This window comes from Nocardia vinacea NBRC 16497, assembly GCF_000308835.1.
GTDB classification, from domain to species: domain Bacteria; phylum Actinomycetota; class Actinomycetes; order Mycobacteriales; family Mycobacteriaceae; genus Nocardia; species Nocardia vinacea.
Genome location: NZ_BAGN01000129.1, coordinates 18,035 through 35,360, shown reverse-complemented (window position 1 = coordinate 35,360; position 17,326 = coordinate 18,035). Strand labels below are relative to the sequence as shown.

19 protein-coding genes and 2 pseudogenes are annotated in these 17,326 nt (G+C 64.8%); 10 read left to right on the top strand and 11 right to left on the bottom strand.

The annotated features are described in order from the left end of the window. Positions 1–41: 41 nt before the first annotated feature. Both ON44_RS18010 and ON44_RS18005 read right to left on the bottom strand, forming a co-directional pair. Positions 42–1,409, bottom strand: coding sequence for a 4Fe-4S dicluster domain-containing protein (locus ON44_RS18010; protein WP_040691502.1), 1,368 nt, complete (start codon positions 1,407–1,409; stop codon positions 42–44). After that, a complete protein-coding gene (locus ON44_RS18005; protein ID WP_051182152.1) occupies positions 1,406–2,698 on the bottom strand; it encodes an MFS transporter in 1,293 nt (430 codons plus the stop codon). Before ON44_RS18005 ends, ON44_RS18010 begins: the two co-directional genes overlap by 4 nt. A 196-nt stretch (positions 2,699–2,894) precedes the next feature. On the opposite strand from ON44_RS18005, the gene ON44_RS18000 reads away from it, so the two are divergent. The 5 genes from ON44_RS18000 to ON44_RS17985 all read left to right on the top strand — a co-directional run bounded on the left by ON44_RS18000 (position 2,895) and on the right by ON44_RS17985 (position 7,343). Further along, on the top strand, positions 2,895–3,503 hold the full coding sequence (locus ON44_RS18000; protein ID WP_040691499.1) for a TetR/AcrR family transcriptional regulator: 609 nt from the start codon (positions 2,895–2,897) through the stop codon (positions 3,501–3,503). Between the two features lie 188 nt (positions 3,504–3,691). Continuing rightward, positions 3,692–3,925, top strand: coding sequence for a hypothetical protein (locus ON44_RS17995; protein WP_157187208.1), 234 nt, complete (start codon positions 3,692–3,694; stop codon positions 3,923–3,925). Positions 3,926–4,211: 286 nt separating this feature from the next. After that, complete coding sequence (locus tag ON44_RS50285; protein WP_157187207.1) at positions 4,212–4,361, top strand: hypothetical protein; 150 nt, start codon at positions 4,212–4,214, stop codon at positions 4,359–4,361. Beyond that, entirely contained in the window at positions 4,358–5,572 is a 1,215-nt protein-coding gene (locus tag ON44_RS17990; protein WP_040691495.1) for a cytochrome P450, read from the top strand. Before ON44_RS50285 ends, ON44_RS17990 begins: the two co-directional genes overlap by 4 nt. 52 nt (positions 5,573–5,624) lie before the next feature. After that, positions 5,625–7,343: an alpha/beta fold hydrolase gene (locus ON44_RS17985; protein ID WP_245567213.1), complete on the top strand. Its 1,719-nt coding sequence runs from the start codon at positions 5,625–5,627 to the stop codon at positions 7,341–7,343. Positions 7,344–7,458: 115 nt separating this feature from the next. On the opposite strand, the gene ON44_RS17980 is transcribed toward ON44_RS17985, so the two are convergent. Next, on the bottom strand, positions 7,459–7,851 hold the full coding sequence (locus ON44_RS17980) for a tautomerase family protein (RefSeq protein WP_040691492.1): 393 nt from the start codon (positions 7,849–7,851) through the stop codon (positions 7,459–7,461). Between the two features lie 64 nt (positions 7,852–7,915). Beyond that, positions 7,916–8,953 (bottom strand): annotated as a pseudogene (gene mmsA, locus ON44_RS17975) (CoA-acylating methylmalonate-semialdehyde dehydrogenase); the annotation flags it as partial. Between the two features lie 56 nt (positions 8,954–9,009). On the opposite strand from mmsA, the gene ON44_RS17970 reads away from it, so the two are divergent. Then, positions 9,010–9,609 carry an Lrp/AsnC family transcriptional regulator gene (locus ON44_RS17970; RefSeq protein ID WP_051182151.1) on the top strand — a complete coding sequence of 200 codons (600 nt, stop codon included), beginning with the start codon at positions 9,010–9,012 and terminating at the stop codon, positions 9,607–9,609. A 62-nt stretch (positions 9,610–9,671) separates the two neighbouring features. Here ON44_RS17970 and ON44_RS17965 read toward each other — a convergent pair whose 3' ends face one another. Beyond that, positions 9,672–10,322, bottom strand: coding sequence for an MspA family porin (locus tag ON44_RS17965; RefSeq protein ID WP_040691489.1), 651 nt, complete (start codon positions 10,320–10,322; stop codon positions 9,672–9,674). Between the two features lie 369 nt (positions 10,323–10,691). Here ON44_RS17965 and ON44_RS17960 point away from each other — a divergent pair, with 369 nt between their 5' ends. The 3 genes from ON44_RS17960 (at position 10,692) to ON44_RS17950 (ending at position 13,299) form a co-directional block, all read left to right on the top strand. Next, a complete protein-coding gene (locus ON44_RS17960) occupies positions 10,692–11,183 on the top strand; it encodes a hypothetical protein (RefSeq protein ID WP_040691486.1) in 492 nt (163 codons plus the stop codon). Between the two features lie 17 nt (positions 11,184–11,200). Then, positions 11,201–12,700, top strand: coding sequence for an MFS transporter (locus ON44_RS17955; protein ID WP_051182149.1), 1,500 nt, complete (start codon positions 11,201–11,203; stop codon positions 12,698–12,700). 101 nt (positions 12,701–12,801) lie between these two features. After that, complete coding sequence (locus tag ON44_RS17950) at positions 12,802–13,299, top strand: nitroreductase family deazaflavin-dependent oxidoreductase (protein WP_040691587.1); 498 nt, start codon at positions 12,802–12,804, stop codon at positions 13,297–13,299. Positions 13,300–13,383: 84 nt separating this feature from the next. On the opposite strand, the gene ON44_RS51975 is transcribed toward ON44_RS17950, so the two are convergent. After that, entirely contained in the window at positions 13,384–13,581 is a 198-nt protein-coding gene (locus ON44_RS51975) for a hypothetical protein (protein ID WP_218007601.1), read from the bottom strand. 10 nt (positions 13,582–13,591) lie between these two features. On the opposite strand from ON44_RS51975, the gene ON44_RS52620 reads away from it, so the two are divergent. Next, on the top strand, positions 13,592–13,699 hold the full coding sequence (locus ON44_RS52620; RefSeq protein ID WP_245567212.1) for a helix-turn-helix domain-containing protein: 108 nt from the start codon (positions 13,592–13,594) through the stop codon (positions 13,697–13,699). A gap of 73 nt (positions 13,700–13,772) precedes the next feature. Here the strand turns inward: ON44_RS52620 and ON44_RS17940 are convergent, their stop codons facing one another. The 5 genes and pseudogenes from ON44_RS17940 to ON44_RS17925 form a co-directional block, all read right to left on the bottom strand. After that, positions 13,773–14,615 (bottom strand): amidohydrolase family protein, encoded by an 843-nt coding sequence (locus ON44_RS17940; protein ID WP_040691485.1) that lies wholly within the window; start codon positions 14,613–14,615, stop codon positions 13,773–13,775. 119 nt (positions 14,616–14,734) lie between these two features. Then, positions 14,735–15,187 (bottom strand): Rossmann-fold NAD(P)-binding domain-containing protein, encoded by a 453-nt coding sequence (locus tag ON44_RS49490; protein ID WP_085998559.1) that lies wholly within the window; start codon positions 15,185–15,187, stop codon positions 14,735–14,737. Positions 15,188–15,278: 91 nt separating this feature from the next. Next, a pseudogene (locus ON44_RS49485) lies at positions 15,279–15,712 on the bottom strand (SDR family NAD(P)-dependent oxidoreductase); the annotation flags it as partial. Between the two features lie 10 nt (positions 15,713–15,722). Further along, positions 15,723–16,922, bottom strand: a complete 1,200-nt coding sequence (locus tag ON44_RS17930; protein ID WP_040691484.1) for a cytochrome P450 — start codon at positions 16,920–16,922, stop codon at positions 15,723–15,725. 167 nt (positions 16,923–17,089) lie between these two features. After that, positions 17,090–17,284, bottom strand: a complete 195-nt coding sequence (locus ON44_RS17925; protein WP_040691482.1) for a ferredoxin — start codon at positions 17,282–17,284, stop codon at positions 17,090–17,092. Positions 17,285–17,326: the final 42 nt, after the last annotated feature.

The following is a 17,326-nucleotide window of genomic DNA, read 5'->3' as shown; positions in this document are numbered from 1 at the left end:
ACTGTCCTCTGTGACAACGGATTCTCCCTGACCGATCGGCGCTACTCGGGGTTCGGCGAAGGCCGAGTGGGCGGCGCGGCGCGGCCGAAGTCGAGGCCAGGGGGATTGATCACTTCTTCGGGCACGCGAGGGGTGGCGCCTGGCCCGTAGTGCTGCCCGTCGAGGGGCCAGTCGTAGCCTTCGAGGTCGTCGGTGCCCTTGCCGAGGATTTCGCCGGTGCTGTCATAGTGCCGCAAGACAGCGGGCAGTCCGTAGCGTTGGATCGGGCAGACTTTCATGCACAGCGAGCAGCCCGAGCTCTGCATCATCATCGGCATGCATCGTTTGCTGTTGAGCTTGGCTTTGGTTACCCCGCGGTGTGACTTGCGGGTTTGGGGTATGGCTCCGACCGGGCACCGTCGCACGCAGATCTGGCACCGATCGCAGACTCCTTCGATGCCGTAATCGCGGGGATCATCGTGCAGCAGCGGTGCATTGGTAGTGAGCACGATCAGACGGCATCGCGAACCCGCGTGGGGGGTCAACAGTTGCCCGTTGAGACCCAACTGTCCGAGGCCCGCGGCAACCGCGTAAGCGATGAACAGTGATTCGCCCATCACATTTTCCGGGCGTGCCCGCCAGCCACGCGCGCGCAGCCATTCGGCGAGCGCAATCATCCTGACCTCGATCTCGCCATAGGTTGCCAGCGCGGCCTGTTCGGATCGATGAGCCGGAATACGTTGGGTGGCATCGTAGTTCTGCTCGAGGGCGCAGACCACGACGGTCCGCCCGACGGCGTTTCCCTTGTATTCGGCGAAGGTGTATTTCTCCTCGAAGGCCGTCACACCGGTCGCGCTGATGCCGAGTTCGGCCGCGTACGCCTTGAGCTGCGCGGTCAGCTCGGCCGGATCGGTCGACTGCGGCGCTACGGTGGGCGCGATGTCTTGGCGTTGCTCGAGTTGGTGGTGTGCCCGCATGACGCGGGGTGCGACCGACAATTCGGTGGCGATGACAGTCGACACCGGCGCCAGCGCGATCAACTCGCGTCGGTGGACTCGGAAGAAGTCGCGCAAAGGTTCGTGCTCGAAAGCGTGCTGCTCGGCCTGAAGGTCGCGGCGCACGCCGGCGACGGTCTGCAGTTCCGGTGCCGACGGTGGCACTGGATCGGTCCAAGGCCGTGCCGGGGATCGCAGCCGTCGGATGAACCTGGTCGGGACATGGGGAATCCGTGCTGCCAACGCGTGCGACCGTGAGCCGACCCGGTCGATGGTGGCTTCGATCCCTCTGATGGCGACCGGGCCGATCCAGCCCGCCAGTTTCGCGGACACACGATGGCCGAGCATGTGCAGCCGCCGCTGAAAGGATGTTCTACGGTAGGGCGATTCCGGCAGTGGCGCGTGCCATTGGTTGTTGGTGGAGTCGGGCTTCATGTGTACGACTTCCTCTCAGTCGCCGAAAGTTGAGCTGCGCCAAGGGCGCCCTCTTCGGTCGCGGGAGCGCGCACCCCGCGTATGGAGATCGCGATCACCAGCGCGACGAGCGTGCCGACGGTGACAATTCCGAACCCGATGGCGAGGCCGTTGTCGGTGTGCACTTGCGGGAAAACCTTGGTGGCGTTGCGGCCCATCACGGCGATGTTCGCTGTGACCGCGTGATGTTGGAGCACCGCGGTGACAGCCGCCAGGGCCGCCGCGGCCCCCATGTTCTGAGCCACGCCGAGCACGCCCACACCGACGCGCTGCTGCCCGGCGGGCACTGCTTCGACAAGCAGGTTGGCCAACCCGGCGTAAAAAAACCCGAATCCGACACCGAACAGCAGAGTCGAAACCAGCAAGCGTTCCCAGGAATAGTGACCATCGCTTATCCATGCGAAACAGACGCCGAGTACGTCCAGTACCGTGAGACCGATGATGGCCGGGATCCTGGCGCCGTAGCGGTGGGCCAGCCGGCCACCGACCAGGCCGAATACCAGGGTGGCCACGCCGACCCATATCCCGAGATGGACGATGAACGCCGTCATGCTGAAGCCACTGCCGTAGCTGTATCCGGGATCGAAGGCGATCTGCACCGCCGAAGGCGGCAAGTCCACCCCAGCCTGCTGTGCTCGAGCGGTAGCTTCTTGTGCGACAACGGACTTCATCCCCTCGATATCGGGGGTTCGAGACATGCTGCCCAGCGCGTAACCGTGGAAAGCGGTGATGCCGACGCCGAAGAAGGTCATCAGCAGCACCAGCGCGACCTTGGGTTGGGCCAGCAACTTCATGTCCATGAGCGGACTGTCGATGCGGCTTTCGACGACGAACAACGCCACCAGTGCCGCGAGACCGCCGAGGAGACAAGCCAGGGAGGTTGGGCTGCCCCAACCCCAGTCCTGACCTTTGTTGAGATACAGCAGGGTCAGCAAGACACCGGCCGAAACCAGCACCGCACCGGCGAGGTCTATCCGGTTGCCCACCCGCAGTGGAGATTTGACGAAGACGAGAACGACCAAAGGGGTCATGACAAGGGTGTAGATGGCGAGAAGCCACAACACGCCCTGCCACCCGTGGTGATCGACCAGCCAATCGCCGAACAGTGGCGCCATTACCGTCGACAGACCGAGTCCGGCAGCCACCAATCCCAGACTGACGGGGATGTATTTGCGGGGCATCAGATCTCGGATCAAGCCGTAGATGAGGATCTGGGCGGCGATGACCATCGCCTGCAGGATGGTGACCATCGGTACTCCTAGAATCTCCCTCGTCGCCTGGCAACACCCGGCAACTTGGCAAACAACTCTTCGACGCCCGCTCTCGAGGGCGGGCGCATGGACGGTGAAAGCCCGGCTACCTCAAATCTGACATACCGACTGCCACTTATCGTTGCGAGGAAGGTATCATAAGTGGCAGTCCATGTGTCCGTATTCTGTTGTGGTGATGGACGCACCCGCTCGTCGGTTGCGCGCGGATGCCGCGCGCAACGCCGAGGAAATCTTGCGAGCTGCTCGTACGGCCTTCGCCGAGGCCGGTCCCGAGGTGACCCTGGAGGAAATCGCACACCGGGCGGGGGTGGGTGCGCGGACCGTATACCGTCGGTTCCCCACCAGGGAGGACCTGGTACGGGCGACGCTCACGCAAACCATTGCCGATGACATCACCCCTGTTATCGAGCACGCGCTGGCCGATCGCGATCCGTTCCACGGTTTGAGTACGGTGCTCGAAGCAGCTCTCGCGATGGCGGCGCGCGAGCGCAACACACTGACCGCCGCCCTCACTGTCGGTGCGCTCACCGGCGAGGTCGCCGACCCGTTCTACCGATCCCTGGCCCTACTGGTCGACAGGTCGCAGAAGGCAGGTCTGATCAGAGCGGATCTGGTCCCCGACGATCTGCCAAGGATCATCGGCATGCTCATCAGCGTGCTGTGGACGATGGCCCCGGGCAGCGATGGTTGGCGTCGATACCTGGCACTGGTACTCGAGATGCTCACCGCCACCGACCCTGCGCCCCTTCCACCCGCCGCGCCCTGGGTGCCGGTGCTGCCGTAGACCGACCCTCGACCGGCACAGTGAAACTCATTCCACGTGGATGTGAAAGCCGCGTTGCGGTTCGGCGGATCGCTTCGTGCGAGCGAAGCGGCGCGGCATCGGCAGATCCACCCGGTGCTGTGTTGCGCTGCGGCGACGGCGGTAGCGACGATCAGGCTCAGCATCCCCAGCGGTATGGGCTCCCACCGGTGGATTTGCCGGAACAGCCCGGACTTCTGGAACGGGTAGACCGGCAGGAACACTCCGAAGTAAAGGACTGCCAACTCATTTCGGATATCACTGTCCGGGCGGCCCTGCCGCGCACCAGCAGCCGCGTGGTGGGCGATGTCGAGCACCGCCGCCGCGAACTGCCCCATGACCAGCACCGCGACGCCCTGCGGAGCCATCTCGGCGGCCTCGTCGTGGGAAGCGATCAGTCATGATAACCCGTGAACGGCTAATCCAACAGCAGCGCAGCGGGATTGGTGGCCAACCTCTGCCGCCGAGGCCTGCGTGGCGAGCAATGACTCTGCCCGGCCTCGCCGCAGGACCACGTTTCGGTTCTTCTCGCGCTGGTCGAAGACCTCCTGTGTCATCAACACGCGCTGCACCGTGCGGCGACGCGCCTGTCGCACTCGACGCTCACCTTCATCGAATCTCTGTCTCGCACAAAATCTTACAGTGGAATGCATGTTCTTGCTGAAGTCGCCAAGCTAGCGTAACTTGCATATGACTGCATGTTGCCGCGAAGGCCTGCTGGACAGCGAGCGCCGGTTGCGCGCCGACGTGCGCAACCGGAACCGCCACATCTGCAAGAAGTTCGACGCCGAACGCTGGTGGCTTTCCGACCTGAAACGTGATTCGAGGAGCGACGCATGACCACCACCAAAGAGACGCCTCGCCTGCCCTTCACCCGTCCGAACGCGATCGCGATCGCCCCGGAGTACGAAGCGCTCCGGCGGCAGGGGCCGGTGAGCCGGGTGCTCACCCCCGCCGGCGACCCGGCGTGGCTGGTGACGTCCTACGCAGAAGCGATGGAGCTCTTCCGGGACCGCCGCTTCGGCCGTTCGCATCCGGCGCCGGAGCGGGCGTCGCGGATCTCCGACGCCGCGGTGCAGGACGGCCCGAGCGGCGACTTCGAAAGCGAAGAGCGGGAACACAAACGGATGCGGCGGATGCTGGTGCCCGCGTTCTCCGCGCCCCGCATGCGTGCCCTCGGCGACCGCATCGCCGAGCTGACCGACCACTGCCTCGACGACATGCAAGCCGCGCGCGACGCCTACCCCGGCGAACCGGTCGACCTCATCGCCTTCCTCGCGTTCCCCCTGCCGGTGCTGGTGATCTGCGAGATGCTCGGCGTGCCGTACGCCGACCGCGAACACTTCCGCGGGCTGTCCGAGCGGATCGGGATGATGGACAGCGGCGGGGACGCCCAGCAGGCCATGGCCGAGTTCAATGCCTACATGACCGGCCTGGCCGACGCCAAGCGTGCGGACCCGCAACCGGACGTCATCTCCGACCTGGTCGCGTTCCAAGCCGACGACCCGACATTCACCGACTACGACCTCGCCCGGACGGCGATCACTCTGCTGTTCGCCGGCCACGAAACAACCTCCACCCGGATCGCGACCGGCACGCTGTTCCTGCTGACCGACGCGGCTCGCCGCGACCGTTTCGCCGCCGATCCCGACGGCGAGGTGCAGCAGACTGTCGAGGAGATCCTGCGGATGACGGCCACCAGCAGCATCGGACTGCTGCGATACGCCCACGAGGACGTCACGATCGGGGGAATCCGGATCGCCCGCGGCGACGCGGTGCTCATCGCCAGCGACGCGGCCAACCGCGACGCGTCGGTGTTCGCCGACCCCGACGAGTTCGACCCCCGCCGCGCGCCGAACGTCCACCTCGGCTTCGGCACCGGCCCCCATGTCTGCATCGGCGCCAACCTTGCCCGCATCGAACTGCGGACGGTGTTCCCCGCGCTGTTCCGCCGCTTCCCGAGCCTACGGCTCGCGGTCGGGCTCGACGAGATCCCGATCCGCACCAACCGGATCGGCGGCGGCGTCGGCCGCGTCCCCGTGGTCTGGTGAGGACGAACCGTGAAATCACCGTCGATACGGAGAGCGAAGTTTCCTCCGGGCAGTGCGTCCTGCTCGCGCCCGAGACTTCGACCAGAACGAGGACGACGGCACCGTCGTTTTCCTCCCGGCCGAGCCGCTGAAAAGTGAGCAGGAGGCAGTGCGGCAGGCGGAAGACTTCACAACAGCGAAGGGCAAGCTCGGTATGCGTAAGGGCCGCAGGAGATCTCCCCGATCATGGGTCACGATTCTGGTTGTCGCGCTGAACACCGGCGGGTTCTTGGCGCCGGCACCGGCACTCGCGGGTGTCGGTGCTCCCGACCCCTACATCGACACACTGGCCGAAGCGGCGAACACGCCGACCCTGCACTGGGCCGACTGTCAGGACGGATTCCAGTGCGCGACAGCGGAAGTGCCGCTGAACTACAACCGTGCGCACGATGAACAGATCGAGCTGGCGGTAATCAAACTTTCTGCCGCGGATCCGGTTCGCCGGATCGGTACTCTGTTCGTCAATTTCGGTGGTCCCGGTCCATCCGGTGTCGATCGCCTGCGGGAGCGGGCGAAGTGGCCGTGGTTGTTCTCCGACGAGCTGCGTTCCCGGTTCGATATCGTCTCCTGGGATCCGCGTGCAGTGTCGCGCAGTGCGGCGGCACGCTGCTTTTCCAGTGTCGCCGAACAGGAACAGTTTTTCGCGTCGTTTCCGGAGATTCCCAGCGACGTTGGAGCCGAACCTGATTTCTTCGACCGCTCCAAGGAATTCGCCGACCGCTGCAAGCAAAACGCCGGGCCGATCCTGGACCATGTTTCGACCGTCAACACGGCACGCGACCTGGAGTTGTTGCGCCGCGCCGTGGGTGATCCGAAATTGACCTACCATGGCATCTCCTACGGCACTCAGCTCGCAGCGATCTATGCCAACCTTTTCCCCAGCCGGGTGCGTGCCATGGTGTTGGACGGGTCGATGGACTTCGAGGGCAACATCAACGGCCACGATTCGCAGGGCACTACCTTGCCGATCGATACCCGACAAGATGTCGCCAGCAGTATCGCGGCATCCTTCGACACATTCCTGCGGGATTGCTCGGCGGCCGGGCCGCGCTGCGCATTTTCCCCCGGCGATCCGAAACTCAAGTGGATTGCACTGACCGAACGGGCACGCTTGTCGCCAATCATGGTGGACGGCCAGCGGTGGACCTATTCCGCGATCGTCGGCGCCGCAGGCGATCTGTCGAAGCCATCCGATTACCCGGATCTCGCTGTGTTACTGCAGAAGTTGTTCGACGCGGGCAACCCGGTCCCGAGGTTCGTGAGCCTCGCCGTCGGAGGCGAGCCGTACCTAGCCAATCGCACCGAGGCGTATCACGCGATCCAGTGCAGCGACAGCACTGTCCCGACCGATCCTGCCGCCTACACTCGCGCAGGGGTGACCGAGGATGTGAGGGTGCCGTATTTCGGGCGTACCTCCGTTTTCAACATGACCATCTGCGCGTTCTGGCAGGGTCACGACGCCGATCGATACACCGGCCCGTGGAACCGCAGCACCGCTGCGCCAATACTCGTGCTGAACAGCAGATTTGATCCGGCGACGCCGCTGGCCGGCGCATATGCCGGTGCAGCCGAACTCGATCGAGCGCGAGTGGTGGTGATCGAAGGCGTGGGCCACAGCAGTATGTATGTGCGCAGCACATGCGCCGAGCGGGTGAAGCGCGAGTACCTGTTCTCCGGCGAGCTGCCAACGGAGGGCACCACCTGCAGCAGCGACAAGTCGCCGTTCGACTAGAGACTCTCCGTGTCTACACCGGGTCGCCACACACGGGCCATCTTGCGAGACAAGCGATCAGCGGCAGCCGCCGCTGATCGCATCCGGCGACAGCTGATGAGGATGGCGTGCGCCGTTACAGATTGCCTTCGAGGAACTGCGCGACCCCATATCCGAAGGACCAGTCCGCACGGCTGTTACCGGTCACCGAGATAATGAGGTCGGCGGGGTTCAGGCCGGTGGCGGACTCGAGCCCCTCGGCCAGCGCCCGATACGTGTCCTTCTTCTGCTGGTCGGTCCGGCCCTGTTGGAGAATTTGGATGACGACGACGTCGTCGGAGCGGGTGAAGCCCAGTCCGGTGTCTTCGACGATAATGTGATGGGGCTTGTGTTCGGTGATGATCTGGTAGCGGTCGCGGTCGGGCGCCGCGAACTGACCGAGCATCACCTCGTGGACGGCGTCGGCCAGGGTCCGGAGTTGATCGGGATTTCGGCGGCCTTCGATGACGTCGATGCGGACGAGTGGCATGGATCGCGCTCCTCGAATCGGTGGCTGCTGCGGGTCGGGTGTGAGCCGACCCGCAGCCGGGTGCTCAGTCGTTTTGGGGGAAGCCGAGGTTGATACCGCCGTGGCTCGGGTCGAGCCAGCGGGTAGTAACGACCTTGCCGCGGGTGAAGAAATGCACACCTTCGGTGCCGTGGGCGTGGGTGTCGCCGAAGAGTGAGTTCTTCCAGCCACCGAAGGAGTAGTAGGCCATCGGCACCGGGACAGGGATGTTGATGCCGACCATGCCGACCTCGACCTCGTTCTGGAACCGTCGGGCGGCGCCGCCGTCGTTGGTGAAGATCGCCGTGCCGTTGCCGTACTCGCTGGAGTTGACCAGGGCCAGCGCATTGTCGTAGCTGTCGACGCGGATCACCGACAGGACTGGTCCGAAGATCTCATCGGTGTAGATGCTCATCTCGGTGGTGACGTTGTCGATCAGGGTGGGGCCGAGCCAGAAGCCGTCGGCCGCTCCGTCCGGCTGCACGGCGCGGCCGTCGACGACGATGTCGGCGCCGGCGGCCTCCCCGGCGTCGATGTAGGAGGCGACCTTGTCGCGGTGCACCTTCGTCACCAACGGTCCCATGTCGCACCCTCTGCGGCCGTCACCGGTACGTAGGGTCAGGGTGCGTTCCTCGATCTTGGCGACGAGGTCGTCGGCGATGTCACCGACGGCGATCAGTGCGGAGATCGCCATGCAACGCTCTCCTGCGGAGCCGAAACCGGCGTTGACCGCGGCGTCGGCGGCCAGATCGAGGTCGGCGTCGGGCAGGACGATCATGTGATTCTTGGCCCCACCCAGCGCCTGGACCCGCTTGCCGTGCGATGTGGCCTGCTCGTAAACGTACTTTGCGACCGGGGTAGACCCGACAAAGGAGACCGCCTTGATGCCAGGACTTGTCAGCAGCCCATCGACAGCGATCTTGTCACCGTGCACCACATTGAAGACACCTGCGGGTAGGCCTGCCTCGGACCAAAGTGCGGCCAGCCAGTTCGCGGCCGTGGGGGCTTTTTCGGATGGTTTGAGGACAACGGTGTTTCCGGCCGCGATCGCGACGGGGAAGAACCACATCGGCACCATAGCGGGGTTCACTGCCGACTCTGCTCTTCGATGAGTTGCCCGGCACCCCGGGTGTGGTCGGGATGTCGACACTGCCGGTGATGAAGTACTACCGCACCGGATACGAGTGGCACCCGGATTTCCTCACCCCGGAACAGGTCTCCGAACTACGCGAATTCGTTCCGCCGCCGCAATCGCCCAACGACTCCGCCAAAGCCCTCAGCAGCACCGACCGCGCGATAGTGCGACTGCTCGCCGCGGACGGTCGACTTTCCAACGATAAGCTCGGCCGGGCGGCCGGAATCTCCGAAGCGACCGCCCGACGGCGCGTCGACGAACTACGCCGCACCGGAGCGATAGCGTTGCGCGCCGTCGTTGACCCCGCACAACTGGGCCTACCGGTCGAGGCCATCCTCTGGATCAAGGCGGCGCCGGGCGACATCGATCCCATCGGAGCAGCCCTTCTCACCCATCCCGGCGTGCGCTATGCCGCCGCCATCACCGGCGAGTACCAAATCGTCGCCGACCTCATCGTCGCAACCAAAGAAGAACTCCACTCGGTCCTCACCCGATCGCCCATGCTCAACCGGGCTCAGGCAGTGGTCACCAGCTTCGTCGTCACGGCGCTGAAGCGGAGCGGCGTCTTGTCCACCGCACTTCGCAACACGGTCGCCGAAGTGTAGTCGCGGACCGCACAACACGCGGTGGCGCATACGCCGACATGGGTCGTTCGACAAACCCGGCGCTAGCCGAGGCTGAAAGGTTTCCCCCACAACGTGATCCACGAGGAGACAGTGTTGCTCCTGACTTCGACGCTGACGAAGGCGCGAGCTTGGGCGTATCCGCCGCAGCCGCTCAGACCGAGCGTTTCGTCGGTCCAGGTGACCGAGCCACTGGTGCCGGAGAAGCGGTTGTACATCTTGTGGGACTCGTTTCCGAAGTCGTCGGCCTTTTCCCGATCGAGAAGGTAGAACGACTTCGCTTGCCCAGGTCCGAGGGTCAGGTTGGCACCGGAGGTCGCGCCGACCTGCGGCGTCACGTATTGGCCGTCACTCCGGAGCCCACCTTCGACACCACCGTTGGCGCCGCCGCCTGCGATGTCGACCTGGCATCCCACGGTATAGCCCGGAAAGACAATGCCTCCCGCACTGCCTCCCGGGCCCGACAGGTCGACTTGCGCACTGCCGGACACCCACGCGTTGTGGTGCGCCGGGGTCGAGCCCATCGAGGGGTTGATCTCTGCCGACTCGCCGACCAGCCGGACCGTGACGACGGTGCCGTCGGACAGGGTCTTGGTGATTTCGCCGCCTGGAAGTGCAATAACGGTGTCCGCACCGGCAACTGCAGCGAAGCAGAGCGTCAGGGCGGCAGCAGCACCGGCGCCACGTAAGAACATCGAATCTCCTCGCACAACAGCATTTTGCATGTGACTGCAAATTACTTCAAGCGAGGCTAGCACAACCCAGCATTCGGTTCTCGATGCCGTCGTTGCCCGTTCGTGCGGCCTTGAAGGCTTTCGCACTCCGGCCGGATGTGGCGCTGATGGACGTGTGCATGCCCGTGCTGGACGGCGTCGCGACTACCTGGAGCTTTGCGCCCGGCTGCGGACCTGGGAGGGCCGTGAACAGCGATCTGGTCGAACAACAGGCAGTGATCGGTGTCCACTCCTCGAGGAAGGCAACATGCAGTTGGCTGCAATTTATGCTATCTTCACCTCGAAGGAATCTTGCAGTCCACTGCAAGATCTTGTTCGAGGAGAGATCTGTTGTCCGAAAACAGTTCCGGGTTCGCCACGAGACTGGTCACCCGCCTCACGGCCATCCCACTCCCAGTTCGCTATCTGGTCGCAGGGTTGGGTTTCGGTCTCGGCTGGATCGGGCAGATCGGGCCGCTATGGGTGCGAGCGCTGGTCATGTCGATGCTGCTCCTTGTCGTGCCTCTGCTCCTGCACCTCGTGCGGGTACGCATGGTCCGGGCGCAACCGCGGTCGGACGGTGCACATGGCTCCTTGTTCCGATTCACTGTCGCGAAGGCGATTCTGGTGGTGCTCGTGGTGTTCGCGTCATGGTCGCTGCAATCGGTGACCTCCTGGGCCGACATCATCCTCGGAGGAGCGATGGCTGCGATCGTGGCCGCTCTTGGGCCTGTCTTGCATCCACTCATGCTCACTCGTCCGCGCGAGCCGGAACTCGGGAATGCCGTGCCCGCGACCTCGGCCAAAGTCGGGCGACGTTGTGTTCGATCCCGCAACCGATGACCACTTAGGAGTGTTCAATGACTGAACCCATCGCTTCACGGCGCGGTGCCGCGATATCCCCCCGCGCGAACACGGCCCCCACGGCCGTGCTGCTCGTGCTCGCACTCTCGACGTTCGCCATCGTGGTGATGCAGAGCATGGTGTTGCCGGTCCTGCCTGGACTGGCGAAGTCGCTGAATATCTCCATGTCCGACGTGTCGTGGGTCATCACGGTCAGCCTGCTGTCAGCGGCCGTGTTCACCCCGTTCCTCGGCTCACTCGGTGACGCGCTGGGTCGCAAGCGGGTGCTGGTGGCCACCCTGGCGCTCACCATCGTCGGCTCGGTCTTCGCGGCGATGGCGAGCTCGCTGCCACTGTTGTTGGCGGGGCGGGCGCTGCAAGGAATGGGTTTCGCCGCAATGCCGCTCGCGATCGGGATCGTCCGGTCGATATTCCCGCCAGAGCGGGTACCTTCGAGCATTGCCCTGCTCAGCGCGCTGACCGGGATCGGGGCCGGGGCGGGCTTACTGATCTCCGGGGTGCTGGTGAAGGCGGGGATCACCCCGCAAGGCATGTTCTGGATCTGTGCGGGGGCCACCGCGATCGGCCTACTGGGCGTCATCGTGCTGATCCGGCTGCCGGAACGAATGAACGATTTCCACGTCGATATCTGGGGCCTGCTCACCGTGGGCGGCGGTCTGGTGTGCCTCGTGCTCGGCATCAACCGTGGCCCGAGCTGGGGCTGGGATTCCACCACGGTGCTCGGCCTGTTCACCGGTGCGCTGGTGCTGTTGGTGGCGTGCTACTTCGTCGAGCAATACGTCCGGGAACCGCTCGTCGACATGTCGTTGATGCGCAAGCCGGTGGTGCTCGGCACCAATCTCACGGCCTTCCTCACCGGCGCCGGCATGTTCGGCGCGTTCGTCCTGGTCATCCAGTTCGTGCAGACGCCGAGCCGGTTCGGCTACGGCTTCGATTCCGACGCATTCGGTGCCGGATTGACCCTGCTCCCGATGACCGCGGGAACGCTGATCGCGGCTGTCGCGGTTTCGCTGCTGATCCGGTGGATGGGCCCGAAGTGGCCCATGGTGCTCGGCACCGTCGTGGCCACCGCCACGTTCATCTTCCTGCTGTTCCTGCACACCCAGCACTGGCACTTCTACGTCGCCACCGGCCTGCTCGGACTCGGCCTCGGCCTGGCCATGGGGGCAATGCCGACGTTGCTCAACAGCGGGGTAACGCCGGAGCAGACCAGCGCGGCCAACAGTGTCAACCAGACGCTTCGTTCGGTCGGTGGGTCGATCGGCACCGCCGCCGCCACCGCGGTCCTCGCGGCCAATACGATGACCGGCGCCCCACTGCCCACCATCGGTGGCTATACCACATCATTCGCCGTCTCCGGCGGCATCTGCGTCCTCGCCATCGTCGCTGCGCTGATCGTTCCCTACCGCCATGGTGCGGAGACCACGAACACGGCGCAGCTGCCGCCGATGCCGGGACCAGCATCCGTGCCGGTCGACGCCCGCGCGTCACAGTGACCAGTCAGGCAATTCCTTCCCGGCACACAACGGTTGACCATACATGTATGCATAAATGTATGGTCTAGTCGTCAGTGATGAAGTACACCAGGAAGGAAACGATGACAGCCACACCGCCACCACGTCCGAAACAACTCGACTCGCCCGTGCTGCCCAAGATCTTCAAATACCTTGGCAAAACCCAAGTTTGGGTCTACAAACACACCGGCGGACGCATCGGCGGAAAGTGGCGGGTCGGTGCCGGGTTCCGCAAACCCGTGCCGACGCTGCTGCTCGAACATCGTGGGCGCAAATCCGGGACCAACTACACCACGCCCCTGCTCTATATCACCGATGGCGACGATACGGTCATCGTCGCATCGCAGGGCGGGCTGCCCAAGCATCCGCAGTGGTACCACAATCTGCGCGCCGACCCCACCGCCCACATCCAGATCGGCCGCAACCGGTACGCGGTGCACGCCAGCACGGCAGACTCACAGCAACGCGCGCGCCTCTGGCCACTGCTGGTCGACGCTTACGCCGACTTCGATACCTACCAAGCATGGACCGAACGCGAAATTCCTGTCGTCATCCTGCGGCCCAGGACCACCGGCGACTGATCGTCCGGCACGACAACGAGCGAAACATGCGAGCCAGGCCACGGCATGTCAGTTTTCCTCTTGGACGAATTCGTCTACGGAGCCCTAGCCGCCGGGGCCGATGGGTTTCTGCTCAAGAATACCGACCCCGCCGAGATTCTGCGTGCCGTCCACTTGGTGGCCGCGGGCTCGGCCATGCTCCACCCCACCGCTGCGCGCCGTCTCATCGATCGCTACCATGCGAGCGATCAGGGCAAAACTCTTGCGGCACAAGCTCGATTCGAACGGCGCCGATATCGCCACCCACCTCAGCATGCGGGACAGCACTGTCAAGGCCCACGTCAGCCGCATTCCTGACGCATTGGAAGTCACCAATCGCGTCCAAGCCGCTCTGGTGGCGCGCGACGCGAACATCGCATGACCGCCTCGGTGCCGCGGCATCGAGACGGTCATGGCTTGTTGCGCAGACACACCGGCGGCACGCTACGCCGAGATCAGTACCGGTCCCAGTTGTACACCCGCAGCGCGGTCCCACCGAGGAACTTCTCCTTGTCGGCCTCGGACATGGGCCAGTGGTCGCGGAACGCGCTGAGGCCCTGCTCGTAGGTGAGGAACATGGTGGCGCGGGTCCAGTCGGTGCCCCACATACACCGGTCGACGCCGAAGGCGCTGATCACCCGGCCGACGGGCTCCCAAAGGTCCTTGTAGGGGTGCGGCTCATGCGACACCGTGCATACGCCGGTCACCTTGATATTGACGTTGGGGTACTTCGCCAAGGCGAGGACCGTCTCGATTTCGGCGAACGGATCCTTGGGCGCGGGCGGCTCGACGCTCTGGGCCATGCCGAGGTGGTCGAGGGCGAAACGGGCCTCAGGGAACTTCTTCGCCATCGTGTCCATGATCCCGAGCCGGCCCCAGCACGAGATGTTGATGGTGAGATCGGCGTCGATCGCCGCGTGGACGGCGGCAGCGACGGCAGGGTCGTCAGGCGACATCTGCATCAACTCGAACAGCAGTCGGATGCCAACAGCGCCAGGGGTTTCCGCCCACTGCTCGATCCGCGACACGGCGTTCGGGGCCAGCGCGTGGACCGGGGTGACCAGCCGGAATCGGTCCGGGTGGTCGCGGTAGACCTTTTCGGCGTAGCCGGCGTCGAAGTCGTAGACACGCACCGGCGAGACGGCAATCGCGCGGTCGACGCCGGCTTCTTTCATCGCCGCGACCATCTGGTCGCCGGTGACCTCGGGAAGGTGCACCGCCTCTGGCATTTCGCGTGCCCATGGCCGCTCGGGTGTGTTGGCCGCGAACGGATGGACCTGGGCATCAACGACGTTCATGGGTCTCCTTGGTTGAAGTGTGCGTTGCGAGACCGGAGCCTCACTCGTATCTGCGCGCGACTGGCGCCGGTAATCGATGACGCCTCGCCCAGCCTAGCAAAGATGCAGTCGACTGCAAGTTAGTCGTGGTCTCTCGAACCGGCGGCGATGGCCTGGAACAATTGCACGATCTCCGCACGGGGTCCGCGGGCACTGTGTAGCCCGTCGGGTCGCATCAAGGCGAGGTGGTCTCGCACGTCTTCCATCGAGAGCGCCGAGTTGTAGTAGCCCCCGGTCCTGTCGATGAAGAATTGCGAGACCTGCCAGGCGCCCGCGGTGTAGATCTCACCGGCCTCGTGGGCGAGGAAGGCCATCACCGGGGACACCAGCGCGGCATCGAGCTTGCCGACGAAGGCTCGCATCCGCTCCGGAGTCGTCCCGCCGTCCTCCGGACCAGGCCGCCGCTGGGCCACCTCGTCCGCGTCCGCCAGCGACTGTGCGAGCATGCGGGTCGCAGCGATCGGCGCGACGGCGTTGATCTTGATATTGTGGCCGGCGCCTTCTGCCGCCAGGCCACGGATGAAGCCGATCATGCCGGTTTCGGTCGTGCCGTAGTTTGCTCTTACGCGGGGAACCCAGCAGTCCGGCGGCTGAGGAGGTGTTGACCACGTTGACCACCCGGCCATAACCCTGGCGCCGCATGACTACCCAGGCAGGCCTGGTCACGTAGAACGCACCCTTCACATGCACATCGAGCACAGGTTCGAGCGACTCGGGTGTCATCTCCGCGAACGGAACCTCCCGCAGGATTCCGCATTGTTGACGACGACATCGACCCGACCATAGGCGTCGAGCGCGGTCTGCGCGACGGCGTGTCCTCCCTCGGGCGTGGCCATGCTGTACGCATCGGCGACCGCCTCGCTATCCCGGTCACGGATCTCGCGGACCACAGCGCCGGCCAGGCCCAGATCCAGTCCGTCACCCGCGATCGAGCCGCCGATGTCATTGACCACCACCCGCGCCCCACGCCGTGCGGGCAGCCGGGCATGCTCTTTGCCTAGTCCGCCTCCAGAACCGGTGACGATCGCGACCTTGCCACCGAATCCCAGCGCCGTCATGGCTGTTCGGTCACCACTCGACCGGGAGTTCGTGGACGCCGTAGATGCTCATATCGCCCTTGAACCGGAGTTCCTCGAAGGGTACGGCGAGGCGCAGGTTCGGCAGCCTGCGCAGCAGGATGGGCAGCGCGATCGCCAGTTCGGCGCGGGCAAGGGTCTGGCCGAGGCATTGGTGGACACCGTAACCGAAGGCCATATGCCCGCGGTTGTCGCGATCGATGTCGAAGGTGTCGCAATCCTCGAGGAAGGCCGGGTCCCGGTTGGCGGCGGGCAAGTTGAGGATCAACCCTTCACCGGCGCGGACCAGGGTGCCGCCGACCTCGATGTCTTCCTTGGCCACCCGCACTATGAGACTGTGTGCGATCGTGAGGTACCGCAACAGTTCCTCGACCGCGCCCGAGACCACCTGGGGATCGTCGGTGTCCCGGACCCGAGTCAAGGTATCCGGGTTCTGCAGCAGAGCCAGGGTGCCCAGGGCGATCATGTTGGAGGTCGTCTCGTGGCCGGCGCTGAGCAAGATCATGCCGTTCATCGCGATGGTGTCGCGGGCGAGTTCCCCCGTCGGGAGGTACTCCCGAACCAGGCGGCCGATCAAGGTGTCATCCGGCTCGGCTTCCTTGCGCCCCACGAGTTCGTTCATGTAGCCGAAGATTTTCCCGAGCGCCTGCTGCCTCTCTTCGACGGTGGCATTACGGCGCATCGACACGGCGGTGGTTCCTTGGAAGAACCCGTGGTCTTCGTAGGGCACACCGAGCAGGTGGCAGATCACCAACGACGGAATGGGCAACGCGTAGGCCTGGACCAGATCGGCCGGGCCGCCACCCGCGACCATCGTGTCGATGAAGTCGTTGGCCATCTTCTCGATCTCCGGGCGCAGCGCGTTGACCCGCTTGACGGTGAAGTCCTTGGTCAGCATCCGCCGCAGCACGGCATGCTCCGGGTCATCCATCCGGGGAAAGATCTTGGGCAGTTTGCCGCCGTTGACTTCGGTGATGCCGCCCGGCAGCGGGGGGACTTGCGAGCTGATCCGCGGGTCGGTCGTCACGAGCTTGACATCCTCATGGCGGCTCACCGCCCACATGGCCCGTCCTTGCCAATCTACTTTGCGCAGACCGCTCCCCTCGCGCCATTCCCGATACTCGGGAGCGGGGTCGAACGGGCAGCGGGCGTCCCGGTCGGCGGGGAAAATCGGGAGTTCAGTGGTGGTCATAAAAATCCTTTCGGAGCGTGGAGGCGGCGGTGTGCGGCACCCCACACGGCATCGGTGCAGATGAACGCGCCTGGCGCGCAAGATCTTCGGGACTGGTCGATGGCGAGATGCAGGTCAAGCGGTCGCCGCTGCGACCGGCAACGAGGTGACGATCATGACGCGGTTCATCACCCGGCCAGATGGATGACCGCGGCCGGGCACAGCATGGCCGCTTCGCGGACAGCGGCGTGCCGCTCCGCCGCGGGCGTCTCGTCCAGCAGGATGACGACGCCATCCTCCTCGCGCTGGTCGAAAACTTCCGGCGCCAGCAACACGCACTGACCAGCCGCGACGCACTTGTCGGCCTCGACGCTCACCTTCATCGAATCTCCGCCTCCCGCAATATTTTACAGTCGAATGCAAAT